25 protein-coding genes are annotated in these 25,319 nt (G+C 70.0%); 11 read left to right on the top strand and 14 right to left on the bottom strand.

The genetic code is table 11. The features are described 5' to 3' along the window. Positions 1–31: 31 nt before the first annotated feature. Together ACFYNL_RS08365 and ACFYNL_RS08360 are read right to left on the bottom strand one after the other, a co-directional pair. The gene (locus ACFYNL_RS08365) at positions 32–1,009 is read right to left on the bottom strand and encodes an aldose epimerase family protein (RefSeq protein ID WP_388798611.1); all 978 of its coding nucleotides are present in this window, start codon (positions 1,007–1,009) and stop codon (positions 32–34) included. A 10-nt stretch (positions 1,010–1,019) separates the two neighbouring features. Beyond that, complete coding sequence (locus ACFYNL_RS08360) at positions 1,020–1,904, bottom strand: SGNH/GDSL hydrolase family protein (RefSeq protein WP_388798608.1); 885 nt, start codon at positions 1,902–1,904, stop codon at positions 1,020–1,022. 256 nt (positions 1,905–2,160) lie between these two features. Between ACFYNL_RS08360 and ACFYNL_RS08355 the strand changes: the two genes are divergently transcribed. Further along, positions 2,161–2,655: a DUF3145 domain-containing protein gene (locus tag ACFYNL_RS08355; protein WP_388798605.1), complete on the top strand. Its 495-nt coding sequence runs from the start codon at positions 2,161–2,163 to the stop codon at positions 2,653–2,655. Between the two features lie 78 nt (positions 2,656–2,733). Here ACFYNL_RS08355 and fabF read toward each other — a convergent pair whose 3' ends face one another. The 5 genes from fabF to fasR all read right to left on the bottom strand — a co-directional run bounded on the left by fabF (position 2,734) and on the right by fasR (position 7,699). Then, positions 2,734–4,005: a beta-ketoacyl-ACP synthase II gene (fabF, locus tag ACFYNL_RS08350; RefSeq protein ID WP_388798602.1), complete on the bottom strand. Its 1,272-nt coding sequence runs from the start codon at positions 4,003–4,005 to the stop codon at positions 2,734–2,736. 85 nt (positions 4,006–4,090) lie between these two features. Continuing rightward, a complete protein-coding gene (locus ACFYNL_RS08345) occupies positions 4,091–4,339 on the bottom strand; it encodes an acyl carrier protein (RefSeq protein WP_004001566.1) in 249 nt (82 codons plus the stop codon). Between the two features lie 112 nt (positions 4,340–4,451). Further along, positions 4,452–5,453, bottom strand: coding sequence for a ketoacyl-ACP synthase III (locus tag ACFYNL_RS08340; RefSeq protein ID WP_388798599.1), 1,002 nt, complete (start codon positions 5,451–5,453; stop codon positions 4,452–4,454). 15 nt (positions 5,454–5,468) lie between these two features. Then, positions 5,469–6,404 (bottom strand): ACP S-malonyltransferase, encoded by a 936-nt coding sequence (locus ACFYNL_RS08335; RefSeq protein ID WP_388798596.1) that lies wholly within the window; start codon positions 6,402–6,404, stop codon positions 5,469–5,471. Between the two features lie 89 nt (positions 6,405–6,493). After that, positions 6,494–7,699 (bottom strand): fatty acid biosynthesis transcriptional regulator FasR, encoded by a 1,206-nt coding sequence (fasR, locus tag ACFYNL_RS08330; protein ID WP_388798592.1) that lies wholly within the window; start codon positions 7,697–7,699, stop codon positions 6,494–6,496. Between the two features lie 86 nt (positions 7,700–7,785). On the opposite strand from fasR, the gene ACFYNL_RS08325 reads away from it, so the two are divergent. Both ACFYNL_RS08325 and ACFYNL_RS08320 read left to right on the top strand, forming a co-directional pair. Beyond that, positions 7,786–8,439: a pirin family protein gene (locus ACFYNL_RS08325; RefSeq protein ID WP_388800535.1), complete on the top strand. Its 654-nt coding sequence runs from the start codon at positions 7,786–7,788 to the stop codon at positions 8,437–8,439. Positions 8,440–8,590: 151 nt separating this feature from the next. Beyond that, positions 8,591–10,858, top strand: a complete 2,268-nt coding sequence (locus ACFYNL_RS08320; RefSeq protein ID WP_388798589.1) for an MMPL family transporter — start codon at positions 8,591–8,593, stop codon at positions 10,856–10,858. Here the strand turns inward: ACFYNL_RS08320 and ACFYNL_RS08315 are convergent. Beyond that, complete coding sequence (locus tag ACFYNL_RS08315) at positions 10,824–11,645, bottom strand: serine hydrolase domain-containing protein (RefSeq protein WP_388798586.1); 822 nt, start codon at positions 11,643–11,645, stop codon at positions 10,824–10,826. The genes ACFYNL_RS08320 and ACFYNL_RS08315 overlap by 35 nt on opposite strands. A 19-nt stretch (positions 11,646–11,664) precedes the next feature. Next, entirely contained in the window at positions 11,665–12,135 is a 471-nt protein-coding gene (locus ACFYNL_RS08310) for a GNAT family N-acetyltransferase (RefSeq protein ID WP_388798582.1), read from the bottom strand. A 96-nt stretch (positions 12,136–12,231) separates the two neighbouring features. On the opposite strand from ACFYNL_RS08310, the gene ACFYNL_RS08305 reads away from it, so the two are divergent. Both ACFYNL_RS08305 and ACFYNL_RS08300 read left to right on the top strand, forming a co-directional pair. Beyond that, positions 12,232–12,705 carry a MerR family transcriptional regulator gene (locus ACFYNL_RS08305; RefSeq protein WP_388798579.1) on the top strand — a complete coding sequence of 158 codons (474 nt, stop codon included), beginning with the start codon at positions 12,232–12,234 and terminating at the stop codon, positions 12,703–12,705. Further along, positions 12,702–13,715 carry an aldo/keto reductase gene (locus tag ACFYNL_RS08300; RefSeq protein ID WP_388798576.1) on the top strand — a complete coding sequence of 338 codons (1,014 nt, stop codon included), beginning with the start codon at positions 12,702–12,704 and terminating at the stop codon, positions 13,713–13,715. Before ACFYNL_RS08305 ends, ACFYNL_RS08300 begins: the two co-directional genes overlap by 4 nt. A 16-nt stretch (positions 13,716–13,731) precedes the next feature. Here ACFYNL_RS08300 and ACFYNL_RS08295 read toward each other — a convergent pair whose 3' ends face one another. The 3 genes from ACFYNL_RS08295 to ACFYNL_RS08285 form a co-directional block, all read right to left on the bottom strand. Beyond that, a complete protein-coding gene (locus ACFYNL_RS08295; RefSeq protein ID WP_388800532.1) occupies positions 13,732–14,592 on the bottom strand; it encodes a DUF4429 domain-containing protein in 861 nt (286 codons plus the stop codon). Positions 14,593–14,649: 57 nt separating this feature from the next. Then, a complete protein-coding gene (locus ACFYNL_RS08290; RefSeq protein WP_388798573.1) occupies positions 14,650–15,867 on the bottom strand; it encodes an alpha/beta hydrolase in 1,218 nt (405 codons plus the stop codon). A 93-nt stretch (positions 15,868–15,960) separates the two neighbouring features. Beyond that, positions 15,961–16,587, bottom strand: a complete 627-nt coding sequence (locus ACFYNL_RS08285; protein ID WP_388798570.1) for a TetR family transcriptional regulator — start codon at positions 16,585–16,587, stop codon at positions 15,961–15,963. Positions 16,588–16,653: 66 nt separating this feature from the next. Here ACFYNL_RS08285 and ACFYNL_RS08280 point away from each other — a divergent pair, with 66 nt between their 5' ends. Both ACFYNL_RS08280 and ACFYNL_RS08275 read left to right on the top strand, forming a co-directional pair. Further along, on the top strand, positions 16,654–18,279 hold the full coding sequence (locus ACFYNL_RS08280) for an MFS transporter (protein WP_388798567.1): 1,626 nt from the start codon (positions 16,654–16,656) through the stop codon (positions 18,277–18,279). Positions 18,280–18,570: 291 nt separating this feature from the next. After that, positions 18,571–18,876, top strand: coding sequence for a small hydrophobic protein (locus ACFYNL_RS08275; RefSeq protein ID WP_388800529.1), 306 nt, complete (start codon positions 18,571–18,573; stop codon positions 18,874–18,876). A gap of 66 nt (positions 18,877–18,942) precedes the next feature. On the opposite strand, the gene ACFYNL_RS08270 is transcribed toward ACFYNL_RS08275, so the two are convergent. Both ACFYNL_RS08270 and aceE read right to left on the bottom strand, forming a co-directional pair. Then, the gene (locus tag ACFYNL_RS08270) at positions 18,943–19,704 is read right to left on the bottom strand and encodes a potassium channel family protein (RefSeq protein ID WP_388798564.1); all 762 of its coding nucleotides are present in this window, start codon (positions 19,702–19,704) and stop codon (positions 18,943–18,945) included. Between the two features lie 72 nt (positions 19,705–19,776). Further along, entirely contained in the window at positions 19,777–22,524 is a 2,748-nt protein-coding gene (gene aceE / locus ACFYNL_RS08265; protein ID WP_388798561.1) for a pyruvate dehydrogenase (acetyl-transferring), homodimeric type, read from the bottom strand. A gap of 362 nt (positions 22,525–22,886) precedes the next feature. Here aceE and ACFYNL_RS08260 point away from each other — a divergent pair, with 362 nt between their 5' ends. The 4 genes from ACFYNL_RS08260 to ACFYNL_RS08245 all read left to right on the top strand — a co-directional run bounded on the left by ACFYNL_RS08260 (position 22,887) and on the right by ACFYNL_RS08245 (position 25,302). Beyond that, a complete protein-coding gene (locus ACFYNL_RS08260) occupies positions 22,887–23,324 on the top strand; it encodes a DUF3052 family protein (RefSeq protein ID WP_019757723.1) in 438 nt (145 codons plus the stop codon). Positions 23,325–23,444: 120 nt separating this feature from the next. Continuing rightward, on the top strand, positions 23,445–23,903 hold the full coding sequence (locus ACFYNL_RS08255) for a peroxiredoxin (protein WP_388798557.1): 459 nt from the start codon (positions 23,445–23,447) through the stop codon (positions 23,901–23,903). A 147-nt stretch (positions 23,904–24,050) separates the two neighbouring features. Beyond that, positions 24,051–24,626 (top strand): TerD family protein, encoded by a 576-nt coding sequence (locus ACFYNL_RS08250; protein ID WP_388798554.1) that lies wholly within the window; start codon positions 24,051–24,053, stop codon positions 24,624–24,626. Between the two features lie 100 nt (positions 24,627–24,726). Further along, a complete protein-coding gene (locus ACFYNL_RS08245) occupies positions 24,727–25,302 on the top strand; it encodes a TerD family protein (protein WP_388798551.1) in 576 nt (191 codons plus the stop codon). The last annotated feature ends 17 nt before the right edge of the window (positions 25,303–25,319 follow it).

Below are 25,319 nucleotides of genomic sequence, written 5' to 3'. Positions count from 1 at the left end.
CCTGGGCCGGGGCTCGTACCGCCAGGGCCGGTCAGCGCACCGAGAACCCGTACACCGTCTCCGACCGGAACACCTCGCCCGGCCGCAGCACGGTGCTCGGGAACTCCGGACGGTTCGGGGAGTCGGGGAAGTTCTGCGTCTCCAGGGCGATGCCGTCGCCCGGGGTGAAGGGCGCGGACAGGTGGTCGGCCGTGTAGAGCTGGAGGCCGGGCTCGGTGGTCGCCACCGTCAGCACCCGTCCCGTGGACGGGTCGTACAGCTCGGCCACTTCCTCCGCCCCCCGGGTCACGCCCTTGTCGAGCACGAAGTTGTGGTCGTACCCGGACCCCACCTTGCGTGCCGCACGGAAGTCGAAGCGGGTGCCCGCGACCTCGGCCGTCGAACCCGTCGGAATGAGATCGGCGTCGACCGGGGTGAACCGCGAGGCCGCCAGCCGCAGTTCGTGGCCACCGGCGTCGCCCGCCCCCGCACCGGCCAGGTTGAAGTAGCTGTGGTTGGTCAGGTTCACCACGGTCGGCGCGTCCGTCACCGCTTCGTACGCGATCCGCAGCGCGCCGTCCGCCTCCAGCGTGTAGGTCGCCGAGACCTCCACACGCCCGGGGAAGCCCTCCTCGCCGTGCGGGCTGACCCGGTCCAGACGTACACCGTGCTCGACCGGCGTCCCCTTCCACACCCGCTTGTCGAAACCGCGCTCGCCGCCGTGCAGGGAGTTGGGCGGGTTGTTCGGCGCGAGCGCGTACGGCACGCCGTCCAGCGTGAAGCGTCCGCCCGCGATCCGGTTCGCGTACCGGCCGATGAGCGCGCCGAGGTAGGGCCCCGGGTGGTCCAGATAGCCGTCCAGGCCGGCGAACCCCAACACCACGTCCGCCGTACGCCCGTCGCGGTCCGGCACCTCAAGCGACTGCACGATCCCGCCGTACGACAGGATCCGCACCCGAACACCCGCGCGCTCCAGGGTCCAGCGGTGCACCGGGGTGCCGTCGGAAAGTGTTCCGAAGTGTTCGCTCATGAGCGGAACACTAGTTCGTGACCGTCCTATAGGCGATCTCCGCCAACCTCGCCTGACCGTTCACGCTCGGGTGGAACCAGTCCCACTCGCTCAACTGCTCGGCGCCGAAGCGGAAGTCGTGCACCGCGCCACCGTCGAAGCGGCACCGGCGGTCCTTGGCGCAGACCTCCTTCAGCACCTTGTTGTACGCCTCGACCCGCTCCTGCACCGTCTCGCGTCGCAGGTTCGCCGCCGCGCTGAGGGACTCCGGTTCGCTCAGCATCGACGGGCAGATCCCGAGCGCCCACACCTGCTTGCTCAGCGGGTTGGACCGGCCCTGCTCCCACAGCCGCATCAGGTTCGGCACACTCGCGACGAACACCTGGGCCCGCGGCGCGGTGTCCCGCAGCGCGGCCATGGCGTCCTCGAACTGCGCCCGGAAGTCGGCCACCGGGGTCATCGCGTCGGTCGTCGCACGACAGGCGTCGTTCGCCCCCGCCATCACCGTCACCAGCTGCGGCCTGCGCGCCGCCGCCCGGGTCATCTGCTCGGCCACGTCCGCCATCCGGGCCCCGGTCACGGCGTGGTTCCAGCTCCGCTCGGCCGCCTTCGACCTGCCCAGCAGCCGTACCGCGAGACTGTCGACCCGGGCACTGGTGCCGGTCGCCCAGGAGGCCTCGGGGCAGTCCGAGAGGACCGCGCAGGCGTCGAAGCCGGTCGTGATGGAGTCACCCACCGCCGCGATCGAGTCCGGACTGCGGTCCCAGGCCGGGGTCGGCTTCGGCCGCGCGCTCCGCTGCTCGGTGCCGGCCGGTGCCGGCGAGTCGCCCCCGACGGCGTCACAGCCGGCGACACCGAGAACGGCCGCGGCCACGGCGGCGAAGACAGCGCGTGAAACGTGCCGTCGCTTGCGCATGCCCGGTCCATCCCCTCGTTCGGCCCTGTCATGGTCTTCAACCCATGACAACGCACAAGGGTTCCCACCCGGCTCATGCAACGGCTCACACCCGTACAAGCGTCCTGCCGGGTGAATGCCGGATGTTTGACGGCGCCTGGACCGACGGTACGTCACACTCCTTGCGCCGCCGCACGGTAGCCTCGCCATCAACGTGGCTGCCCGGCCACGATCGTCCGCCAGTTCGCAAAGATGTCCGCTCTGCCCGGAGGTCCAGGTGACGACACGTGGAGTTCTGTACGTGCACTCCGCGCCGCGTGCGCTGTGCCCGCACGTCGAGTGGGCCGTCGCCGGGGTGCTCGGCACGCGCGTCAACCTCGACTGGATCCGGCAGCCGGCCGCGCCCGGCACCTGGCGCTCGGAGTTCTCCTGGCAGGGCCAGGCGGGCACGGCGTCCAAGCTGGCCTCGGCCCTGCGCGGCTGGCATCTGCTCCGCTTCGAGGTGACGGCCGAGCCCTGCCCCACCGCCGAGGGCGAGCGCTACAGCTGCACCCCCGACCTGGGCATCTTCCACGCGGTCACCGGCATCCACGGCGACATCCTCATCCCGGAGGACCGCCTGCGCGCCGCGCTGACCCGCTCCCAGCGCGGTGAGACCGACCTGGAGGCGGAGATCGCCAAGCTGCTGGGCAAGCCCTGGGACGACGAGTTGGAGCCCTTCAGATACGCGGGTGAGGGAGCGCCGGTGCGCTGGCTGCACCAGGTGGTGTGAGACCGGGACCGGTCAACGGACACATGAAGGGCCCCCACCTTTCGAGGCGGGGGCCCTTCATCTGCTTACGGTTGCCGCTCAGATCGTCCTGAACGCCAGGACCACGTTGTGGCCGCCGAACCCGAACGAGTCGTTGAGCGCGGCGATCCGGCCCTCGACGGGCAGCTTGCGCGCCTCACCGCGGACGACGTCGGCGTTCGCCTCGGCCTCCGGGTCAAGGTTCTCGATGTTGATCGTCGGCGGAGCCACCCGGTGGTACAGGGCGAGCACGGTCGCGACCGTCTCCACGCCACCGGCACCACCCAGCAGGTGCCCCGTCATCGACTTGGTGGCCGACACGGCCATGTGGTCGGCGTCGTCCCCGAACACCTTGCGCAGCGCCTTCAGCTCGGCGATGTCACCGGCCGGAGTCGACGTCGCGTGCGCGTTGACGTGCACGATCTCCGCCGGGTCCAGGTCGGTGCGGTCCAGCAGGTTCTGCAGGGCGTGCGAGATGCCGCGGCCCTCGGGCTCCGGCTGCACGATGTCGTGGGCATCGGCGGAGATGCCCTGCCCGACCGCCTCGGCGTACACCCGGGCCCCGCGCTTGGCGGCGTGCTCGGCGGACTCCAGGACGATCACGCCGGCGCCCTCACCGAGGACGAAGCCGTCGCGGCCGACGTCGTAGGGACGCGAGGCACCCTGCGGGTCGTCGTTGTTCTTGGACATCGCCATCATGTTGCCGAACGCGGCGATCGGCAGCGGGTGGATCGCCGCCTCCGTGCCGCCCGCGACCACGATGTCGGCGCGGCCCGTACGGATCATCTCGATGGCGTAGCCGATGGCCTCGGCACCCGACGCGCACGCGGAGACCGGGGTGTGCACGCCCGCGCGGGCGCCCACGGCCAGACCGACGTTCGCCGAGGGGCTGTTCGGCATCAGCATGGGGACGGTGTGCGGGGAGACGCGGCGGACGCCCTTCTCCTTGAGCACGTCGTACTGGTCGAGGAGCGTCGTCACGCCACCGATGCCGGAGGCGATGACCGCGCCGAGGCGGTCCGGGTCGACGCGGGCGTCCTCACCGGCCTTCGCCTCGAACCCGGCGTCCTTCCAGGCCTCCTGCGCGGCGATCAGCGCGAACTGCGCCGAGCGGTCCAGACGGCGGGCCTGCGGCCGCGGGATGACCTCGGTCGGCTCCACGGCGACCGGCGCGGCGATACGGACCGCCTGCTCGGCGGCCCACTCCTGCTCCAGGGGCTTGACGCCGGACTTGCCGGCGATCAGGCCCTCCCAGGTAGAGGCTGCGTCGCCACCCAGCGGTGTGGTTGCGCCGATACCGGTGACGACCACGGTGCGATTGGTCGAGCTCACGGGAATTCTTTCTCCAAGGAATGGGGATTCAGCGGCGCCACCGCCGGGTGGCGGGGCAGTTCAGCCCTGGGGCCTGATCGGTGGATCAGCCCTGGTGCTTGAGGATGTAGTCGGTCGCGTCGCCGACGGTCTTGAGGTTCTTGACGTCCTCGTCGGGGATCTTGACGTCGAAGCGCTCCTCGGCGGCGACGACGACCTCGACCATGGACAGCGAGTCGACGTCCAGGTCGTCGGTGAAGGACTTGTCCAGCTGGACGTCCTCAACCGGGATGCCGGCGATCTCGTTCACGATGTCGGCGAGACCGGCGACGATCTCTTCCTGAGTGGCGGCCATCTTGGCGCTCCTTCGTAGTTGTTCAGGTTGTTCAGGCAGTTACGGCGCCCGCCACGGCAGCGGCGGGTGGTGCTGTTCCCGTGCCGGATCACGAGGATCCGGCACGGAGTGCCTAGGGGAGAGTAACGACCGTGGCGGCGTAAACGAGACCCGCCCCGAATCCGATGACGAGCGCGGTGTCGCCGCTCTTCGCCTCGCCGGTCGCCAGGAGCCGCTCCATCGCGAGCGGGATCGAGGCGGCCGAGGTGTTGCCGGTGGTGCGCACGTCGCGGGCGACCGTGACATGCTCCGGCAGCTTGAGAGTCTTCACCATCGAGTCGATGATCCGCTCGTTGGCCTGGTGCGGAATGAAGACGTCGAGTTCGTCCGAGGTGATCCCGGCCGCGTCCAGCGCCTGCTGGGCGACCTTCGCCATCTCGAACACGGCCCAGCGGAACACCGCCTGGCCCTCCTGCGTGATCGCAGGGAACTTCTCGACCTCGCCGGAGCGGTAGTCCGTCCACGGCACGGTCTGCTTGATCGTCTCGGACTTGTCGCCCTCGGAGCCCCAGACGGTGGGGCCGATCGCCGGCTCCTGGGCCGGGCCCACGACGACCGCGCCGGCGCCGTCGCCGAACAGGAAGGCCGTCGCCCGGTCCTCCAGGTCGGTGAGGTCGCTCAGCCGCTCGACGCCGATGACGAGGACGTACTCGGCGGACCCCTCGACGATCATGCCCTTGGCGAGGGTCAGGCCGTAGCCGAAGCCCGCGCAGCCGGCCGAGATGTCGAAGGCGGCGGCCTTCTTGGTGCCGAGCTTGTCGGCGATCTCGGTGGCGACGGCCGGGGTCTGCTTGAAGTGCGAGACGGTCGAGACGATCACACCGCCGATCTGCTCGACGGAGATCCCGGCGTCGGCGATCGCCTTGCCGGACGCCTCGATCGACATCGCGGCGACGGTCTCCTCGTCGTTCGCCCAGTGCCGCGTCTCGATGCCGGAGCGCGAACGGATCCACTCGTCGGACGAGTCGATCTTCTCCAGGATCACCTCGTTCGGCACGACCCGGGTCGGACGGTAGCCGCCGACACCGAGGATGCGCGCGTACGGGGCGCCCTTGCTGGGCTTCAGCTTCGCCATGCTCCGGGCTCCTTGTCAGGCGTGCTCTGCGATGAGCTCGCGAGCAGCGTCCAGGTCGTCGGGGGTCTTCAGCGCCAGGGTCTTCACTCCCGGCAGCGCGCGCTTGGCCAGACCGGTCAGCGTGCCGCCCGGGCACACCTCGATCAGGGCCGTGACGCCGAGCTCCTTGAAGGTCTCCATGCACAGGTCCCAGCGGACCGGGTTGGCGACCTGCCCGACGAGGCGCTCCAGCACCTCGGTGCCGGTGGCGACCGCCCGGCCGTCCTTGTTGGAGACGTAGGTGACCTTCGGGTCGGCGGGCACGAGCTCCTTGGCGGCCTCGGCCAGCTTCTCCACCGCGGGGCCCATGTGGTGCGTGTGGAACGCGCCCGCGACCTTCAGCGGGACGACCTTGCGCACACCCTCGGGCTTGTCCTCGTTCAGCGCGGCGAGCTGCTCCAGTGTTCCCGCCGCCACGATCTGGCCGGCGCCGTTGATGTTCGCCGGGGTCAGGCCGAGCTTCTCCAGGTGCGCCACGGAGGTCTCCGGGTCGCCGCCGAGCAGCGCCGACATACCGGTCTCGGTGATCGCGGCGGCCTCGGCCATGGCCAGGCCCCGCTTGCGGACGAGGGTCAGCGCGGCGGTGTCGTCGAGGACGCCCGCGAAGGCGGCCGCGGTGATCTCACCGACGCTGTGGCCCGCGACGGCGCCGGGCGAGCCCGCCGCGTCAGCGGCAGCCGGGTAGGCACCCAGTGCCGCGGCGGACAGGAGGCCCGCCGCGACGAGCAGCGGCTGCGCCACGGAGGTGTCCCGGATGGCGTCCGCGTCGGCCTGGGTGCCGTAGTGGGCGAGGTCGAGTCCGATGGCCTGCGACCAGGTGGCGACACGGTCGGCGGCACCGGGCAGTTCGAGCCAGGGAGTCAGGAAGCCGGGCGTCTGGGCGCCCTGGCCGGGAGCGACGAGTACGAGCACTCTCACACTCTCTCTTGGGGACGGCCGACGCCGCCCGTGAGGACAAGGACGAAGAACACGAAGGGGTTTTGTGGACCCCCGACAAAAGCCTAGAGCTGAAGATCGCCGTCGACCAGACGCCCCAGGATCAGGGCGATTCGCAGGGTGAACGCGGAGCGTACATCGGAAGGCGACCAACCGGTGACGTCAGTCACACGTCGAAGCCGGTAGCGCACGGTGTTGGGATGAACGAACAGCATCCGCGCGGCCCCCTCCAGGCTGCTCGCCTGTTCGAGATAGACCGAGAGCGTCTCCAGGAGCGCGGACCCCGCCTCCTCCAGCGGTCTGTAGATCTCCTCCACCAACTGCTCGCGCGCGCTGGGATCTCCCGCGATCGCGCGCTCCGGGAGCAGATCGTCCGCGAGCACCGGCCGCGGGGCGTCCTGCCAGGCGGAACACGCCTTCAGACCGGCCGCCGCGGCCTGCGCGGACCTGGTCGCGGCCAGCAGGTCGGGCACGATCGGTCCGGCGACGACGGGCCCGGCGGCGAACGGCCCGATCAGCGACTTGGCGACCGCGAGCGGGTTGTCGCTGCCCCCCGCGATCACGACGAGCCGGTCCCCGAGCACCCCCGTGAGCACCTGCAGCTTGGCGTGCCGGGCGGCCCGCCGGATGGCCTCGACGGTCAGCTCGCTGTCCCCGTCGGGCGCGGTCCCCAGCACGACGCACACATGCTCGGGCGAGTTCCAGCCGAGAGCGGCGGCCCGCGACACGGCCCCCTCGTCGGCCTCCCCGCTGAGCACGGCGTTGACCACCAGCGACTCCAGCCGGGCGTCCCAGGCACCGCGTGCCTCGGCCGCCTGCGCGTAGACCTGGGCGGTGGCGAAGGCGATCTCACGGGCGTAGACGAGCAGCGCCTCGCGCAGCACGCTCTCGTCACCGGGAGCGGCGACCTCGTCGATGGCCGACTCCATGACCTCGATGGTCGTGCGCACCATCTCGACGGTCTGCCGCAGCGTGATCGCGCGGGTCAGCTCGCGCGGCGCGGTCCCGAACACATCGGTGGAGATCGCCTGGGGCGCGTCGGGATGCCGGAACCACTCGGTGAAGGCGGCGATACCGGCCTGGGCGACGAGACCGATCCAGGAACGGTTCTCCGGTGGCATGGCCCGGTACCACGGCAGCGTCTCGTCCATCCGCGCGATGGCCTGCGCGGCGAGAGAACCGGAGGACTTCTCCAGCCGCCTCAGGGTCGCGGCATGGGTGTGGACGTCGTGCGCGGCGGCTTGGGACTTGCGGGCTTCGGGTTCGGGCACGGGGACAAGACTGCCTTATCCGGACCAGAGCTCGTGTCGGAGGGGTCGCCGGTGAGCTCGCGGGTGGGTCTACGGTGGTGCCCGTGATGGACGTACGGCGCGCCGCGGAGCGCTATCCCGGAGGGGATCCGGCAGCGGGCATCGAGTCACGCCACGCCTTCTCCTTCGGCCCGCACTACGACCCCGACAACCTCCGCTTCGGCGCGATGATCGCCTGCAACGAGGAGCGGCTCGCACCCGGCGCCGGCTTCGACGAGCACCCCCACAGCCACACCGAGATCGTGACGTGGGTGGTCGAGGGCGAGCTGACCCACCGCGACTCCACGGGCCACGAGACCCGGGTACGCGCCGGGGACGTGCAGCGGCTGAGCTCGGCGGGCGGTGTACGGCACGTGGAGCGCAACGACGCCGGCACGCCCCTGACCTTCATCCAGACCTGGCTGGCCCCGCTGACGCCGGGCGGCGACCCGTCGTACGAGATCGTCCACGGCATCGCGGACTCGACGCCGTACGCCGTACCGGAGGCGGGTGCGCTGCTGCATGTGCGCCGGCTCGGGGTGGGGGAGCGGACGGCGGTACCGGACGCGGCGTATGTGTACGTCCATGTCGTGCGGGGTGAAGTCCTCCTGGGAGGGGCCGAGTTGGGGGCCGGGGACGCGGCGCGCATCACGGGGGCCGAGGGTGTGGAGGCGGCCGGGGTGAAGGCGGCGGAAGTGCTGATGTGGGAGATGGCCGGCTAGGGCCTGCCCGCCGGCGACGCCGGCATGAGCCGAGCGACAGGCCCAGCTGTGTGGTCCGAGATGCCGGAGTGATTCAGGAGGCGTCCAATGGAGGTGTCCAGCGGAGGTTCCGATACTCGCCGGGTGCAGAGCGGCGGAGAGAGCCGAGGCCATGGCCAGACGCACAGCCACGGGGGAACGGGAGCACGCTCCCAGGGGGGTGCTGCGACGGCTCGGTGAGGGGTGCGCCCGCCACTTCGTGATCGTGATCATCGCCTGGCTCGTGGCCCTGGGCGGGCTGCAGACCCTGAACCACCTCTACGGCGGGGAGTACTCCGACGACTTCACCCTGTCCGACGTGCAGTCCCAGGAGGGCCTGGAGATCCTCCAGGCCCATGATCCGCAGGCCGGGGGCTACAGCAGCCCGATCGTCGTGCACGACGACGACAAGGCACTGACCTCCCTGTCGTCGCAGCTCGACACCACCGTCGCCGACCTCCGAAAGCTGCCGGACGTCCTGTCCGTGCAGAACCCGTTGGACGCCACCTCCACGAAGGTGGGGCCGGTGTCCTCCGACGGACGGACCGCCTACCTCACCGTCCGCTTCGACAAGCAGCCCTCCTTCCTGGGCGACGGCTACCTCGACGGGGTGGACGACGCCGTGCAGCCGCTGCGGGACGCCGGCGCGGACGTCGAGTACGGCGGATCGCTCGGCGAGCTGGCCCGGCCCGAAGCCGACGACCGGGTGAGCGAGCTGATCGGGTTCGCGGTCGCCGTCGTCGTCCTGCTGATCGGCTTCGGCAGTGTGATCGCCGCCGTACTGCCACTGGTCACCGCGCTGATCGCGGTGGTCGGGGGACTGGCCTGCCTGGGGCTGCTCGCCTCGGCGTTCGTCTTCGCCACCGTCTCGCCCACCCTCGCCACGATGATCGGCATCGGCGTCGGCATCGACTACGCCCTCTTCCTGATCACCCGGCACCGGCAGACCCTCATGAACGGCGCGGACCCGGTGCGCGCCGCCGGCCACGCCGCCGCCACCAGCGGACGCGCCGTGCTCGTCTCCGGTACGACGGTGATCGTCGCCCTGATGGGCCTGTGGGTGTCGGGCGTGAGCTTCATCGGCAAACTCGGTGTCGCCGCGGCCGTCACCGTGGTCTCGGCCGTCCTCGGCGCGCTGACCCTGGTCCCCGCCATGCTGGGGCTGATCGGCCACCGCCTGGACCGCTACCACCTGCGCAGCCCGGTCGCCGAGACCGACGCCGAGCCGGGCACGGAACCCACGGGCACCTGGCATCGCTACGCCCAGCGCGTCGAGCGCCATCCGCTGCGGTACCTGGCCGCGGGCCTCGTCACCGTCGCGGTGCTGGCCGTCCCCGTGTTCTCGATCCAGCTCGGCCACATCGACGACGGCGCCGACCCGACGTCCTTCACCGACCGGCGCGCCTACGACCTCATGAGCGACGCGTTCGGCCCCGGCTCCAACGGGCCGCTCACCGTGGTCGTCGACCAGAGCTCCGTACCGCAGTCACAGCGCTCGGACGTGACGTCCAAGGCCCAGCAGGCCCTGAACAGCGCGTCCGGAACGTCGTTCGTCACCCCGCTGTCGCCCACCCAGGACGGGGACGTGCTGGTCGGCACCGTCTACTCGGCCGAGCGCCCGCAGAGCGCGGACACCACCGACCTCACGAACCGGCTCGTCGACGACACCCTGCCCGACGCGCTCTCCGGCACCGACGCCAAGGGTTACGTCACCGGGACGACGGCCGCCCAGATCGACTTCCGCGACATCGTGTCGAGCCGACTGCCGCTGATCATCTGCGTCGTGGTCGCGCTGGCCTTCCTGATCATCCTCGCGGTCTTCCGCGGCCTGCTCGTCGCCCTCAAGGCGGCCGTCCTCAACGTGCTGTCGATCGCGGCCTCGTACGGCGTCGTCGTCGCCGTCTTCCAGTGGGGCTGGGGCGGCCCAGCGCTCGGCGTCAGCGGCAAGGTGCCCATCGAGAGCTATGTGCCGATGATGATGTTCGCCATCATCTTCGGGCTGAGCATGGACTACGAGATCTTCCTGCTCTCCCGGGTGCACGAGGCCTGGCTGCGCACCGGGGACGCCAAGGCCGCGGTCGCCCATGCCCTGGAGATCACCGCGCGGGTGATCACCTGCGCGGCACTGATCATGGTGAGCGTGTTCGCGGCCTTCATCGTCAGCGACAACATCGTGGTCAAGATGCTGGGCCTGGGCCTCGCCGTCAGTGTGCTCGTCGACGCCACCGTGGTGCGCCTGCTCATGGTGCCCGCAGTGATGACGCTGCTGGGCCGGCACGCCTGGTGGGCACCCCGGTGGCTGGACCGGATCATGCCGCACATCGACGCCGAGGGAGAGGGCGAGGGCGAGGGCGAGGGGCTGAAGGCTACGGCTTCGGCTCCGCCAGCACCGCGTCCGTGAAGGGCGGCCACGCCTCGATCGCCCACGGCCCGAACGCCCGGTCCGTCAGCGCGACGCAGGCCGCCCCCGCATCCGGGTCGATCCACAGGAACGTACCCGACTGCCCGAAATGGCCGAAGGTGCGCGGCGAGGACGACGAGCCCGTCCAGTGCGGGGCCTTGCCGTTCCGGATCTCGAAACCGAGCCCCCAGTCGTTCGGGTTCTGGTGCCCGTACCCCGGCAGTACGCCCTTGGTGCCCGGGTACTGCACGGTCATCGCCTCGGCGACGGTCCGCGGGTCCAGCAGGCGCGGGGCCTGCACCTCGGCCGCGAACCGCAGCAGGTCCTCGACCGTGGACACCCCGTCCTTCGCCGGGGATCCCTCCAGCGAGGTGGCCGTCATGCCCAGCGGCTCCAGCACCGCCTGCCGCAGGTACTCCGCGAACGGGATGTCCGTCGCCTTGGCGACATGGTCGCCGAGCTGCTCGAACCCGGCGTTGGAGTACAGCCGCCGCTCACCGGGCGCCGCCGTCACCCGGTGCTCGTCGAAGGCCAGCCCGGAGGTGTGCGCGAGCAGATGCCGGACGGTCGAGCCCTGCGGCCCGGCCGGCTCGTCCAGCTCGACGGCGCCCTCCTCGTAGGCGACGAGCACCGCGTAGGCGGCCAGCGGCTTGGTGACCGAGGCGAGGGGGAAGCGGTGACCGACGGGACCGTGCGTACCGAGGACCGTGCCGTCCGCCCGCACGACACCCGCGGCGGCGGTGGGGACGGGCCAGTTCTCGATCAGTGCGAGGCTCTGCAAGGACATGCCTGTGAGCCTAAGCCGCTCAGAGCTGCAGCATCATGGTGGGGTCCGGCTTGTGGACGAACCCCAGGGAGGCGTAGAGCGGCTCGGCCTCCGGGGACGCGGTGAGCATGACCTGCCCGGCGCCCCGCTCGCGGAACCACACCAGCAGTTCCTCCATGCACGCGCGCGCGTACCCCCGGCGCCGCGCCTGCGGATCGGTGGCCACACTGAAGACGTACCCGGACAGTCCGCGCGGATTGCCCGCCTTCCCGATCCGGTAGTCGACCGTCCCCACCACCAGCGCCGCCAGCGCCCCCGGCCGGGCCGGGTGGTCGACGACGAACACGGCGAAGTCCCCGTCCGCCTCGCCCAGCCTCGCTCTCAGCACCGGCAGCGACTCCGCATGCCACTGAGTGGAACTGTCCCCACCGGGCAGCGCGTCGATCATCACCTGCCGCAGACGCAGCACTTCCTCCGCGTCCTCGGGCATGGCACGGCGTACGAGACTCATGCCCCGCACGCTAACCAGGCGATCACGCCATGTCCCGTGGTTTTCTTACCGTTTCCGCTTGCTTGGAGCGCACTCCAAGGCCATAGCGTGGAGCGCATGACGGTGATGGAGACCACGAGTACCAGGACCGACAGCTGTGCCGCCCCGCCGCACCCGCACCGACGGCCGGAAGGCCAGGACAACTACACGATCAGCGAGGTCGTCGCCTTCACCGGCCTGACGGCCCACACCCTGCGCTGGTACGAGCGGATCGGCCTGATGCCGCACATCGGCCGCTCCCACACGGGCCAGCGCCGCTACAGCAACCGCGACCTGGACTGGCTCGACCTCGTCGGGAAGCTGCGGCTGACCGGCATGCCGGTCGCCGACATGGTGCGGTACGCCGAGCTGGTGCGCGAGGGCGACCACACCTTCGGTGAGCGCTTCGCGCTGCTGGAGTCGACCCGCCGCGACGTCCTCGCCCGGATCGCCGAACTGCAGGACACGGTCGCGGTACTCGACCGCAAGATCAGTTTCTACGCGGACGCCGGGCGTCTGTACGAACAGAAGAAGACGGAGCAGGCTGGATGACCGACAACCGGATCGCAACGGCACGACTGGGCGCGAACGGGCCCGAGGTCGGCCTCCAGGGCCTCGGCTGCATGGGCATGAGTTTCGCCTACGGCCCCTCGGACGCGGGCGAGTCCAGGGCGACCCTGGAGCGGGCGCTGGAGCTGGGCGTCACGTTGTACGACACGGCGGACGCGTACGGCGCGGGCGAGAACGAGAAGTTCCTCGCCCCGTTCTTCAAGGCCCACCGCGACGAGGTCGTCATCGCCACCAAGTTCGCCCTGTCGATCCCGCCGGACGACCCGACGCGCCGGGTCATCCGCAACGACGCGCCGTACATACGCCAGGCCGTCGAGGCGAGCCTGCGCCGCCTGGACGTCGACGTGATCGACCTCTACTACATGCACCGCCGGGACGTGAACGTCCCCATCGAGGAGACCGTCGCCACGATGGCGGACCTGGTCCGCGAGGGCAAGGTCAAGCACCTGGGCCTGAGCGAGGTGACGGCGGACGAGCTGCGTGCCGCGCACGCCGTCCACCCCATCGCGGCGGTCCAGTCCGAGTGGTCCTTGTTCAGCAGGGACATCGAGCCGAAGGTGGTGCCCGCGGCCCGTGACCTGGGTGTGGCCCTGGTGCCGTACTCCCCGCTCGGCCGGGGCTTCTTGACCGGCGCCTTCACCAGCGCCGAGGACCTGACGGGCGACGACTTCCGCCGTCAGCACCCCCGTTTCACCGGCGACAACGCGACGACGAACGCCGAACTCGTGGACGTCGTCCGTGCGGTGGCCGACGCGCACCGCGCCACCCCGGGCCAGATCGCCCTGGCCTGGGTCCAGCAGCGGGCGTCCGTCCACGACCTCGCGGTGATCCCGATCCCCGGCACCCGTAAGCCGACCCGGGTGGAGGAGAACGTGGGCGCGACACGGATCGAACTGACCGAGGAGGACCTGGCCGCTCTGGAGCCGATCGCCTCGAAGGTCGCGGGCGACCGGTACGCGGACATGCGGTTCGCCTCGGCGGGCAGGGAGTAGGCGCCCTCCGGGCCGCCTACAACTCCGCCAGCAGCTCGGCCTTCTTCACCGAGAACTCCTCATCCGTCACCAGCCCTGCCCGGTGCAGTTCGCCCAGGTGGCGGATGCGCTCGGCGATGTCGGCCGGGTCGCGCCGCGGTGCCGCCGCAGGCACCGCGGCGACCGGTCCGCTCCTGCGGACCGCCGCCAGCACGGCCGCGGCGAACGGCAACGACTCGTGTACGGGCCCGTATCCCAGCCCGAACACGACGGCCGCCGGATCCTGGTCGGCCTGCGCGGGCCGGTCCTCGGCGGAGTCCCGCGGAAGCAACCGCAGGTGCCCGTCGAAGATTTCGGGCGACCGCCACTCCACGTCGCTCAACTCGGCGACGGAGAAGCTCTGGTCGCCCGCCTTCCACTTGGCCGACGACGCCCCCGTCCAGAACCATCGGAAGCGCACGGTCTCACCGTCGAAGGACGCCTTCCCGTCGTACGCCTTGAACGACAGCGGTACGTCGGGCGCGGCCACCAGGAACTCGTCCGCGGGTCCGGACCGGGTCAACTGCGCGCGCAGCTCGTCGGCGTAGTACTCGGCCAGCGTCTCCTTGTCGGCCGGCAGCACCAGCCGATACGGATCGCAGCCCTCCTTCAACTGCCCCGCGGCCGCCTCCCACAGCGGATCGGCGCCGGGCCGCGGCTCGATGCGCAGCGCCACGGTCCCGCGCTTGCCGGGCGTCAGTGTCACCCCGGCGATCGCCTCAAGCGGGACGCGTCTTTCGGTAAGCGCCTGGAAGAGCTTGGGTGTTCGAATCCCCCGTTCGTAACGGATGAGCACGGAGTCGGACTCGAACTCCCAGGCGGCATGAAATCCGGCCAGTACGTCACCCATGCGGCTCATCGTATGCGGCACGTGCCCCTCCGTCGCCACCCCGCGCAGACCGCGGATCCTGCGCCTCTACGCGCGTCCGGCCGACGCCGTGTCGGACAAACCGTCCCGACAGACCCCGGCATCGTCGGCGCACCGCACCGACTCGTACGCGCCGACCCCGATCCCGGCGAAGTTCGCCACACTGTCCGTGCCGGGCTCGAAGTAACCGCCGTGCCCCTTGGCGTCCCGCGCCGACAGCACCCGCGCCCCGAACACCGCCGACACCGGGTCCTCGCCGTGCCCCAGGCCACCGAGCTCCAGATACGGCACGTCCTGCACCCAGTCGTCGGCGTCCCGCATCGCCCACACATGCGCCGAGGTGCGCAGCTGAGAGGCCTTGGCGACCCGCATGCCGGGGCTGCCGGCCACCGCTATGTCGGCCACCCGGCCCGGCAGCACGGGCGCGGCCAGCCCGCACAGCACGGAGCCGTAGCTGTGGCAGAAGAGGGAGACGGGTGAGCTGCCGGGCAGCGCCCGCACCAGCGCGTTCAGGCGCACGGCCCCGGACTGCGCGCGCATCGCGGTCGCGGAGTCGATCCCGAGTCCGCTCGGCGAGGTGTAGTCGGCCCAGGCGATCACGGCCGTACGCGTCGAGGGCCGGACCTCGCGCTCGGCGGCGTACAGCGACTGCGCCATGCCGACCGGCGCGGAGTACTTGCGGCTGGTGCGCTGGAAGGTCAGCAGGTCGGTGTCGACACCGGGGACGACGACCGAGATCCGCTCGGCCTCGTCCAGGTCGCCGAAGACCTCGGCGGCCCGCCCCGAGCCCTCCGGGTCGAAGGCGAGGATGTGCCGGTCCGCCCGCATCATCGACTCGAAGCGGTGCATACGGCGGCCCGCCTCGCGCTGTCCGTCGGCTGTGAGCCCGTCGTCGTGCATGCGTTTGCGCTCGACTTCGCGTGCCTCGCGGAGCGCGATGCGGTTGGCGCGGTAGCGCAGCTCTACCGGGGCGCCGTTCATGTTGCCGACCGCGAGCGGATAGCGGTGGGCGAGGTCGGCGCGCTGCCGTTCGGTGAGCGAGGCGAAGAAACGGGTGAGCCGAGCGGGGGAGGAGTTCGCGGCCGGCAGTCGCTGCCCGGCGACGCTGCCCTGCTCCCAGGCGCTGAGCGAGGCCTGGAGCGGTGCCGGGCTCCGGTGGGTGCGCAGGGCGGTCCAGCCGGTGGTCGCCAGCATCACGAACACGACAGCCAGCGCGAGCAGAGCGCGCCAGACGTTCAGGGGCGGGGAGGTGTCGAAGGAAGTCACTGAAAGGACACACTAGGAGAACGAGAGGGTCTCGCGTTAACCGAGTGACAGGTATCACGTTTCACTCGGGTCGTCGTGAACACGCCGATGACCTCAGTGTGTTCGCCAGCTCTCGCTGAGTGCCGGTCCGACCTGTTCGAGATATGAGACGGTCAACGTCCGCATGGTGTCGAGGTCGAGGTTTTCCCCCGCGCTCCACTGACGCTCCGTCAGGCGCATCACCCCGCCGAACACCGCCACCGCCAGCCGGGGCCGCGGATCGGCGTCCACGTCGACCCGCTCACGCTCGGCGAGGATGCGCGCGAGGGTCTCCTCGATCTCCACGGACTTGCGCAGGTGAGCGGCGAGCAGGACGGGTGTCGACTCGACCACCCGGTACATCCGCAGGTACAGCTCGACCGGTACGACCGCCTCGATCACGTCGTTCAGGGTGTCCCAGCTCTCCAGCACGGACCGGCGCAGCGCCTGCATCGGGGGTTCGTGCGCCGGCCGCTCGCGCACGGCCTGCACGAAGTGCGCCACCGCCAGGTCGCCCATCGCGAGCGCCGCCTCCTCCTTGCCGGCGAAATAGCGGAAGAAGGTGCGCTGGGACACGTCGACGGCCTCGGTGATCTCGTCGACGGTCGTCTGCTCGTAACCCTGGGTGGTGAAGAGCTCCAGCGCGGTGCGCAGCAGCGCGTCCCGGGTGCGCTGCTTCTTGCGTTCGCGCAGTGTTTCCATGCCTGTCAGTTACCGACTTGTGAATTGGTTTGTCAATTGTCAGAGGCTGTCACTAGCCTCGAACACATGACTAGTCAGACCACCATCGAAACGACGGGGTCGGGGGGCAAGGCACCGGCAGCTCCGTCGGACGCGACGCCGGCCAAGGGGCTGCGCGGCCACCCTTGGTTCACCCTCATCACCGTCGCAGTGGGGGTCATGATGGTGGCCCTCGACGGCACCATCGTGGCCATCGCCAACCCGGCCATCCAGAAGGACCTCAGTGCCAGCTTCGCCGAGGTCCAGTGGATCACCAACGGCTACTTCCTGGCCCTCGCCGTCTCCCTGATCACCGCCGGCAAGCTCGGCGACCGCTTCGGGCACCGGCAGACCTTCCTCATAGGCGTGGTCGGCTTCGCCGCCGCCTCCGGTGCCATCGGCCTGTCCGACAGCATCGCGCTGGTCGTCACCTTCCGCGTCCTGCAGGGCCTGTTCGGCGCGCTGCTGATGCCGGCCGCGCTCGGCCTGCTGAGGGCGACGTTCCCGGCCGAGAAGCTCAACATGGCCATCGGCATCTGGGGCATGGTCATCGGTGCCTCCACCGCGGGCGGCCCGATCCTCGGCGGCGTCCTCGTCGAGCACGTCAACTGGCAGTCGGTGTTCTTCATCAACGTGCCGGTCGGCATCCTCGCCGTCGTCCTCGGCGTGCTGATCCTGCTCGACCACCGCGCCGAGAACGCCCCGCGCTCCTTCGACATCCCGGGCATCGCCCTGCTGTCGACCGCCGTGTTCTGCCTGGTGTGGGCACTGATCAAGGCCCCGCCGTCCGAGTGGGGCTGGGGGGACCCCAAGACGCTCGCCTTCCTCGGCGCCTCCGTCGCGGGCTTCGCGCTGTTCGCCCTCTGGGAGACGAAGGTGAAGGAGCCGCTGATCCCGCTCGGGCTGTTCCGCTCGGTGGCGCTGTCCGCCGGTGTCGTGCTGATGGTCCTGATGGCCATCGCGTTCATGGGCGGCCTGTTCTTCGTGACGTTCTACCTCCAGAACGTCCACGACATGAGCCCCATCGACGCCGGCCTCCACCTCCTGCCGCTGACCGGCATGATGATCGTCGGCTCGCCGCTCGCGGGTGCCGTGATCACCAAGCTCGGCCCGCGCGTGCCGCTCGCGGGCGGCATGGCCCTCACCGCGATCGCCATGTACGGCATGTCCACGCTGGACACGCACACCGGCAGCGGCGTCATGTCGCTCTGGTTCGCCCTTCTCGGCCTCGGCCTCGCGCCGGTCATGGTCGGTGCCACGGAGGTCATCGTGGGCAACGCGCCGATGGAGCTGTCCGGCGTGGCCGGCGGTCTCCAGCAGGCCGCGATGCAGATCGGCGGCAGCCTCGGTACGGCCGTGCTGGGCGCCGTCATGGCCTCCAAGGTCGACAGCGACCTCGCCGGCAACTGGAAGTCCGCCGGACTTCCGCCGCTCACGGCGGCCCAGGAGGCCCAGGCCTCCGAGGCGGTCCAGGTCGGCGTGGCCCCGCTGGCCCCGGGCACTCCCGAGCAGATCGCCGTGAAGATCACGGACGTCGCACGCGACACCTTCATCTCGGGCATGAGCGCGGCGTCCCTGGTCGCCGCCGGTGTGGCCGTCGTCGCCGTCCTCGTCGCCTTCCTCACCAAGAAGGGCGAGAACGCGGAGGCGGGCGCCGGCGCCGCGCACATCTGACGCGACACGGCTCAACGGAGGGATCGCCGGCGCGAGTTCCCGCCTCGCCCGGAGTTCCCCTATCAGGGTGACAAGGCCGACGATCCCTCCCACCCGGCCCATGCCGCAGGTCACAGTGGGTCAAGCCCTCCGTACGGCATGCTCCTCGGGCACATGCGTACGACGCCGGGGGCGGCCTGGGCTGCGGTGCGCTGCCGGAGGGGGGCAGCGCACCGACGGCCCGAAAGCCGCAGGAATGAAGAGCGCACCGTGGGTACCCGTCAACTCGAACGCCGACTCAGGGAGTTGACGATGGCGGGTTTCGGACACGGTACGCGCAGGCACCCCCGCTCACGTGGCCGGACGTGGTCACGGACCGGGCCGGATCGCGCGACCCTGGGCATCATCGGGGCCATCTGTGCGGTCGCCGGCTTCTTCGTCCTGGGCATCATCCTCGGCCCGGTGGCGATCGTCTGCGGCTGGCTGGCCATGGGCCGCACTTGGTCGGGAACCCGTCACGTTCCGGCCCTGATCGCCGTGGTCCTGGGCGCGATCGACACCCTGCTGGCCCTCATGTGGCTGGCGGGGACGACCACTCCGGGCAACGGACTGTTCTGACGGGCGCCGCGGGCAGCCGCGCCGCCGGGCTGCGACCCGCCCGAGCCCAGCCGCTCGGGCGAGCCGCTAAGCCACCGTTTCGTCGCCGACCTTGTCCCCCGACAACGCGGCGACCTCGGCCCTGAGCGCTCGGATCTCCTCCGTCAGCACCCGTATCGCCTCCGTCTGACGCCGCTCCTCCACGTCGTCCTTCTCGAACCGCGCTATGAACCACGCGGCGATGTTCGCGGTCACGACACCCAGCAGGGCGATCCCCGACAGCATCAGCCCGATCGCCAGGAGGCGGCCGAGTCCCGTGGTCGGCGCCATGTCGCCGTACCCCACGGTCGTCATCGTGGTGAACGCCCACCAGATCGCGTCCTCCAGCGTGTGTATGGACGCCCCCGGCTGGCCCCGCTCCACCTCCAGCACGGCCAGGGCACCGAAGACGAGCAGCCCCACACACGACCCCGCGACGTACGTGGTGACCCGCACCTGCGACGCCGCCCGCGCCCGCTGCCCGGCGAGGAACAGCATCGACACCAGCTTCAGCAGGCGCAACGGCTGCGCCAGCGGCAGCAGCACCGCCAGCAGCGCCAGCGGATTGCCGCGCACGAAGCGCATCCGGTCCTCGCTCAGCCAGAGCCGTATCAGATAGTCCAGGGCGAAGGCGCCCCAGACCACCCAGTTGGTGAGGTGGCATGCGGTGAGCACGGCCTGCGCGGCATCCGGCTCCACGATCGGGAGGGCGTACGCGGCCGCGAACAGGAGGGCGAGCACCAGCAGCGGACCTTGCGTGCGCCGCTCCCAACGCTCCTGGGCGGTCGGCTCGGTCTTCGGGGGCGTCATGGGGAGCATCGTAGGAAACGTCGAGGCGGCACCGCCGCGGTGCCGCCTCGAAGAAAGGTGCGAAACCGGGAGTTACGCGTCGCCGCCCGCGGCCCCCGGGTCCGCCGCCGACACATCCAGCAGCTGGTAGCGGTCGATCGCCTGCTTCAGCGCCGAGCGGTCGACCTTGCCCTCCTTGGCCAGCTCGGTGAGCACCGCGACCACCACCGACTGCGCGTCGATGTGGAAGAACCGCCGCGCCGCACCGCGGGTGTCCGCGAACCCGAACCCGTCCGCGCCCAGGGACTGGTACGTCCCCGGGACCCAGCGGGCGATCTGGTCGGGCACCGCCCGCATCCAGTCCGACACCGCCACGAACGGCCCCTCGGCCCCGGTCAGCTTCCGCGTCACGTACGGCACCCGCTGCTCCTCCTCGGGGTGCAGCAGGTTGTGCTCCTCGCACTCCACGGCCTCGCGCCGCAGCTCGTTCCAGGAGGTCGCCGACCAGACGTCGGCCTTGACGTTCCACTCCTCGGCGAGGATCTTCTGCGCCTCGACCGCCCACGGAACGGCGACACCGGACGCCATGATCTGCGCCGGGATCGACCCCGAGGTGCCCTCGCTGAAGCGGTAGACGCCCTTGAGGATGCCCTCGACGTCGACGTTCTCGGGCTCGGCCGGGTGCTGGATGGGCTCGTTGTAGACGGTGAGGTAGTAGAAGACGTCCTCGCCGTGCGGGTGCTCGGCGTCGCCGCCGTACATCCGCCGCAGACCGTCCTTGACGATGTGCGCGATCTCGAAGCCGAACGCCGGGTCGTACGCCACACAGCCCGGGTTGGTCGAGGCGAGCAGCTGCGAGTGGCCGTCGGCGTGCTGGAGGCCCTCACCGGTCAGCGTCGTACGGCCGGCGGTCGCACCCAGCACGAAACCGCGCGCGAGCTGGTCCGACATCTGCCAGAACTGGTCGCCGGTGCGCTGGAAACCGAACATCGAGTAGAAGACGTACACCGGGATCAGCGGCTCGCCGTGCGTGGCGTAGGCCGAACCCGCCGCGATCAGCGAGGCCGTGCAGCCGGCCTCGGAGATGCCGTCGTGCAGCATCTGCCCCTGCGGCGACTCCTTGTAGGCGAGCAGCAGATCGCGGTCGACCGCCTCGTACTGCTGGCCGAGCGGGTTGTAGATCTTCGCGCTCGGGAAGAAGGAGTCCATGCCGAACGTGCGGTACTCGTCCGGCGCGATCAGCACGAACCGCTTGCCGAGTTCCTTGTCCCGCATGAGGTCCTTGAGCAGCCGCACGAACGCCATGGTGGTGGCGATCGACTGCTGACCGGAGCCCTTCTTCACGGTCGCGTACGTCTTGTCGTCGGGAAGCGCCAGCGGCTTCGACCGCACGACACGCGTCGGGACGTACCCGCCGAGCCCCTTGCGGCGGTCGTGCATGTACTGGATCTCCTCGGAGTCCCGCCCCGGGTGGTAGTACGGCGGGAGACCGCTCTCCAGGTCCTTGTCGGAGATCGGCAGGTGCAGCCGGTCGCGGAAGCGCTTGAGGTCGTCGACCGTCAGCTTCTTCATCTGGTGCGTGGCGTTGCGGCCCTCGAAGTTGGGGCCCAGCGTCCAGCCCTTGATCGTCTTGGCCAGGATCACGGTCGGCTGGCCCTTGTGGGCGCGGGCCGCCGAGTACGCGGCGTAGATCTTGCGGTGGTCGTGGCCGCCGCGGCCCAGGTGCAGGATCTGGTCGTCGGTCATGCCCTCGACCATCGCGCGCAGCCGCTGGTCGTCACCGAAGAAGTGGTCCCGGATGTAGGCGCCGGTCTCGGTGGCGTACGTCTGGAACTGGCCGTCCGGCGTGGTGTTCATCCGGTTGACCAGCACGCCGTCGCGGTCCTGCGCGAGCAGCGGGTCCCAGCTGCGGTCCCACACCAGCTTGATGACGTTCCAGCCGGCGCCCCGGAAGATCGACTCCAGCTCCTGGATGACCTTGCCGTTGCCGCGCACCGGCCCGTCCAGGCGCTGCAGGTTGCAGTTCACGACGAAGGTCAGGTTGTCCAGGCCCTCACGGGCGGCGATGGACAGCTGGCCGAGCGACTCCGGCTCGTCCATCTCGCCGTCGCCCAGGAACGCCCACACGTGCGACTGGGAGGTGTCCGCGATGCCGCGCGCCTCCATGTAGCGGTTCATCCGCGCCTGGAAGATCGCGCCGATCGGGCCGAGGCCCATCGACACGGTCGGGAACTCCCAGAAGTCCGGCATCAGCCGCGGGTGCGGGTAGGAGGACAGCCCGTACGGCGCCTTGGACTTCTCCTGGCGGAACGCGTCCAGGTTCTGCTCGTCGAGGCGGTCCAGCAGGAACGCGCGCGCGTAGATGCCCGGGGAGGCGTGGCCCTGGAAGAAGATCTGGTCGCCGCCGTCGCCCCCGTCCTTGCCGCGGAAGAAGTGGTTGAAGCCCACGTCGTAGAGCGAGGCGGAGGAGGCGAAGGTGGCGATGTGGCCGCCGACGCCGATACCCGGGCGCTGGGCCCTGGACACCATCACGGCCGCGTTCCACCGGGTCGCGTTGAGGATCTTGCGCTCGATCTCCTCGTTGCCCGGGAAGAACGGCTCGTCCTTGGTGGCGATCGTGTTGACGTAGTCCGTGCTGCGCATCTCGGGCACGGCCACGCGCCTCTCGCGGGCCCGCTCGATCAGCCGCAGCATCAGATAGCGGGCCCGCTCCCGGCCGCGCTCGTCCACGGCGGCGTCGAGGGAGTCGAGCCACTCCTGGGTTTCCTCGGGATCGAAGTCAGGAACCTGACTCGGAAGGCCGCCAATGATGATCGGGTTGCGATCGGATCCGGAAGCCACGCTGTTCCTTACCTGTCAGAGGGCTGTGTTTCTGGGGTTTCTGGGTGTCTCTACCGCTCCCCATCGTGTACCTCGGGGCGGCAAACGTCATCTCTACTGCGAGGTAACCGGCCCCTGACCAACGGCGGAGTACCCATGGATGGTTCCCAAACGTGCAAAGGGGGCAGATTGGTGTGGTGCGTGTCACCTTGAGACGATGATGGTGTGCGAGGAGTTGGGGTGACACGTTCAGGATCGTCACCGTTTCGGCGGTCTGAACGGCCGGGTACTTGCGCGATCCGCCCCGCCCGTGTGGACTACGGCCAATGCTTCGCGCACGCGCGTGGCTGAGTTATTCCCAAGACATGATCAGGAGGCAACCCGTGAGCGCGACCGCGGACCACGCGGAGGAGCGGACGAACCCTGCCGCAAGGCTGGGGTTCCAGCCCGAGCAGGTGGTCCAGGAGATCGGCTACGACGACGACGTAGACCAGGAACTCCGCGAGGCCATTGAGGAAGTCGTCGGCAGTGAGCTCGTGGACGAGGACTACGACGACGTCGCCGATGCCGTGGTGCTCTGGTTCCGCGACGAGGACGGCGACCTGACGGATGCGCTGGTGGATGCCACCACGTACATCGAAGAGGGTGGCTCGATCCTGCTGCTGACGCCGAAGACGGGCCGTGACGGCTACGTGGAGCCCAGCGACATCTCTGAAGCCGCGACCACGGCTGGTCTGTCGGCGTCCAAGAGTGTCAGCGTCGGCAAGGACTGGAGTGGCAGCCGTCTGGTGACGCCCAAGGCCGCCAAGGCCAAGAAGTAACCGGTGTGGCGGTGCCGGGCCGGGTGGAAACGCCCGGCCCGGCCTCCTGCACGGGCCCCGGGGGCCGCTGCATAGGGTGGACGCCACCCGAACAGCCCCACCGAAGGGACATCCACGACGATGGCGATCCAGGTCGGCGACAAGGCCCCCGACTTCGAGCTCAAGGACAACCACGGCGCCACCGTGAAGCTCTCCGACTTCCGCGGCTCCAAGAACGTGGTCCTGCTCTTCTACCCCTTCGCCTTCACCGGCGTGTGCACCGGTGAGCTGTGCGAGGTGCGCGACAACCTGCCGCGGTTCTCCGACCGCGACACCCAGGTGCTCGCCGTCTCCAACGACTCCATCCACACCCTGCGCGTCTTCGCCGAGCAGGAGGGCCTGGAGTACCCGCTGCTCAGCGACTTCTGGCCGCACGGCGAGGTCAGCCGCGCCTACGGCGTCTTCGCCGAGGACAAGGGCTGCGCGGTGCGCGGCACCTTCGTCATCGACAAGGAGGGCGTCGTGCGCTGGACGGTCGTCAACGCCCTGCCCGACGCCCGCGACCTGAACGAGTACGTCGAGGCGCTCGACACTCTCTGACCACTCGGGGACCCCCTGCCACCGACACCTGGGATTCTTCGGCGCCAAGGCCTGCGGGGTACGGGAACCCGTTACTAGGATCGAGTCGTTGATCCGATATCACACGCACGGCGGGGCTCCCCGCCCCTGGAAACCAATGGAGGACTCGTGGGAGTCAGCCTCAGCAAGGGCGGCAACGTATCACTGAGCAAGGAGGCCCCGGGCCTCACTGCGGTCATCGTCGGTCTGGGGTGGGACGTCCGCACCACGACCGGCACCGACTTCGACCTGGACGCCAGCGCGCTGCTGCTGAACAGCGCGGGCAAGGTCGCCAGCGACGCCAACTTCGTCTTCTTCAACAACCTCAAGAGCGCCGACGGCTCCGTCGAGCACACCGGTGACAACCTCACCGGTGAGGGCGAGGGCGACGACGAGCAGATCAAGGTCAACCTGGCGGGCGTCCCGACCGACGTCGAGAAGATCGTCTTCCCGGTCTCGATCTACGACGCCGAGAACCGCCAGCAGTCCTTCGGGCAGGTGCGCAACGCGTTCATCCGCGTCGTGAACCAGGCCGGCGGCGCCGAGATCGCGCGCTACGACCTCAGCGAGGACGCGTCCACCGAGACCGCCATGGTCTTCGGTGAGCTGTACCGGCACGGGGCGGAGTGGAAGTTCCGCGCCATCGGCCAGGGCTACGCCTCGGGCCTGCGCGGTATCGCACAGGACTTCGGTGTGAACGTCTGATTCGAGCACACCACTGGCTGAGTCCGGCGCCGCACCGTTTGGGTGCGGCGCCGGATGCGCAGGACAACCAAAGAAGCATCACCCGGGGAGGACCAGCATCATGGGCGTCACGCTCGCCAAGGGAGGCAATGTCTCCCTGTCCAAGGCCGCACCGAACCTCACTCAGGTGATGATCGGGCTCGGCTGGGACGCGCGCTCCACCACCGGAGCCCCCTTCGACCTCGACGCCAGCGCCCTGATGTGCAACGGCGGACGGGTACTGGGCGATGAGTGGTTCGTCTTCTACAACCAGCTCAAGAGCCCGGACGGCTCGGTGGAGCACACCGGGGACAACCTCACCGGCGAGGGCGACGGCGACGACGAGTCGCTCCTGGTCGACCTGTCCAAGGTGCCGGCCCAGTGCGACAAGATCGTCTTCCCGGTCTCCATCCACATGGCCGATGAGCGGGGCCAGACCTTCGGTCAGGTCAGCAACGCCTTCATCCGGGTCGTGAACCAGGCCGACGGTCAGGAACTCGCGCGCTACGACCTCAGCGAGGACGCGTCCACCGAGACCGCCATGATCTTCGGCGAGGTCTACCGCCACCAGGGAGAATGGAAGTTCCGGGCGGTGGGTCAGGGGTACGCGTCGGGTCTCAGGGGCATCGCCCTAGACTTCGGAGTCAATGTTTCGTAAAACCGCGTACGGCGCAG

The sequence above is a fragment of the Streptomyces sp. NPDC007808 genome (genome assembly GCF_042868655.1).
GTDB lineage: Bacteria > Actinomycetota > Actinomycetes > Streptomycetales > Streptomycetaceae > Streptomyces.
This window is presented reverse-complemented; position numbering and strand designations above follow the sequence as displayed.

Coding starts and splice junctions, on each gene's coding strand:
- ACFYNL_RS08365 (WP_388798611.1), bottom strand. CDS start 1,009: ATGAGCGAACACTTCGGAACACTTTCCGACGGCACCCCGGTGCACCGC.
- ACFYNL_RS08360 (WP_388798608.1), bottom strand. CDS start 1,904: ATGCGCAAGCGACGGCACGTTTCACGCGCTGTCTTCGCCGCCGTGGCC.
- ACFYNL_RS08345 (WP_004001566.1), bottom strand. CDS start 4,339: ATGGCCGCCACTCAGGAAGAGATCGTCGCCGGTCTCGCCGACATCGTG.
- ACFYNL_RS08340 (WP_388798599.1), bottom strand. CDS start 5,453: ATGGCGAAGCTGAAGCCCAGCAAGGGCGCCCCGTACGCGCGCATCCTC.
- ACFYNL_RS08325 (WP_388800535.1), top strand. CDS start 7,786: ATGGACGTACGGCGCGCCGCGGAGCGCTATCCCGGAGGGGATCCGGCA.
- ACFYNL_RS08320 (WP_388798589.1), top strand. CDS start 8,591: ATGGCCAGACGCACAGCCACGGGGGAACGGGAGCACGCTCCCAGGGGG.
- ACFYNL_RS08315 (WP_388798586.1), bottom strand. CDS start 11,645: ATGTCCTTGCAGAGCCTCGCACTGATCGAGAACTGGCCCGTCCCCACC.
- ACFYNL_RS08310 (WP_388798582.1), bottom strand. CDS start 12,135: ATGAGTCTCGTACGCCGTGCCATGCCCGAGGACGCGGAGGAAGTGCTG.
- ACFYNL_RS08305 (WP_388798579.1), top strand. CDS start 12,232: ATGACGGTGATGGAGACCACGAGTACCAGGACCGACAGCTGTGCCGCC.
- ACFYNL_RS08300 (WP_388798576.1), top strand. CDS start 12,702: ATGACCGACAACCGGATCGCAACGGCACGACTGGGCGCGAACGGGCCC.
- ACFYNL_RS08295 (WP_388800532.1), bottom strand. CDS start 14,592: ATGAGCCGCATGGGTGACGTACTGGCCGGATTTCATGCCGCCTGGGAG.
- ACFYNL_RS08285 (WP_388798570.1), bottom strand. CDS start 16,587: ATGGAAACACTGCGCGAACGCAAGAAGCAGCGCACCCGGGACGCGCTG.
- ACFYNL_RS08280 (WP_388798567.1), top strand. CDS start 16,654: ATGACTAGTCAGACCACCATCGAAACGACGGGGTCGGGGGGCAAGGCA.
- ACFYNL_RS08275 (WP_388800529.1), top strand. CDS start 18,571: ATGGCGGGTTTCGGACACGGTACGCGCAGGCACCCCCGCTCACGTGGC.
- ACFYNL_RS08270 (WP_388798564.1), bottom strand. CDS start 19,704: ATGACGCCCCCGAAGACCGAGCCGACCGCCCAGGAGCGTTGGGAGCGG.
- ACFYNL_RS08255 (WP_388798557.1), top strand. CDS start 23,445: ATGGCGATCCAGGTCGGCGACAAGGCCCCCGACTTCGAGCTCAAGGAC.
- ACFYNL_RS08245 (WP_388798551.1), top strand. CDS start 24,727: ATGGGCGTCACGCTCGCCAAGGGAGGCAATGTCTCCCTGTCCAAGGCC.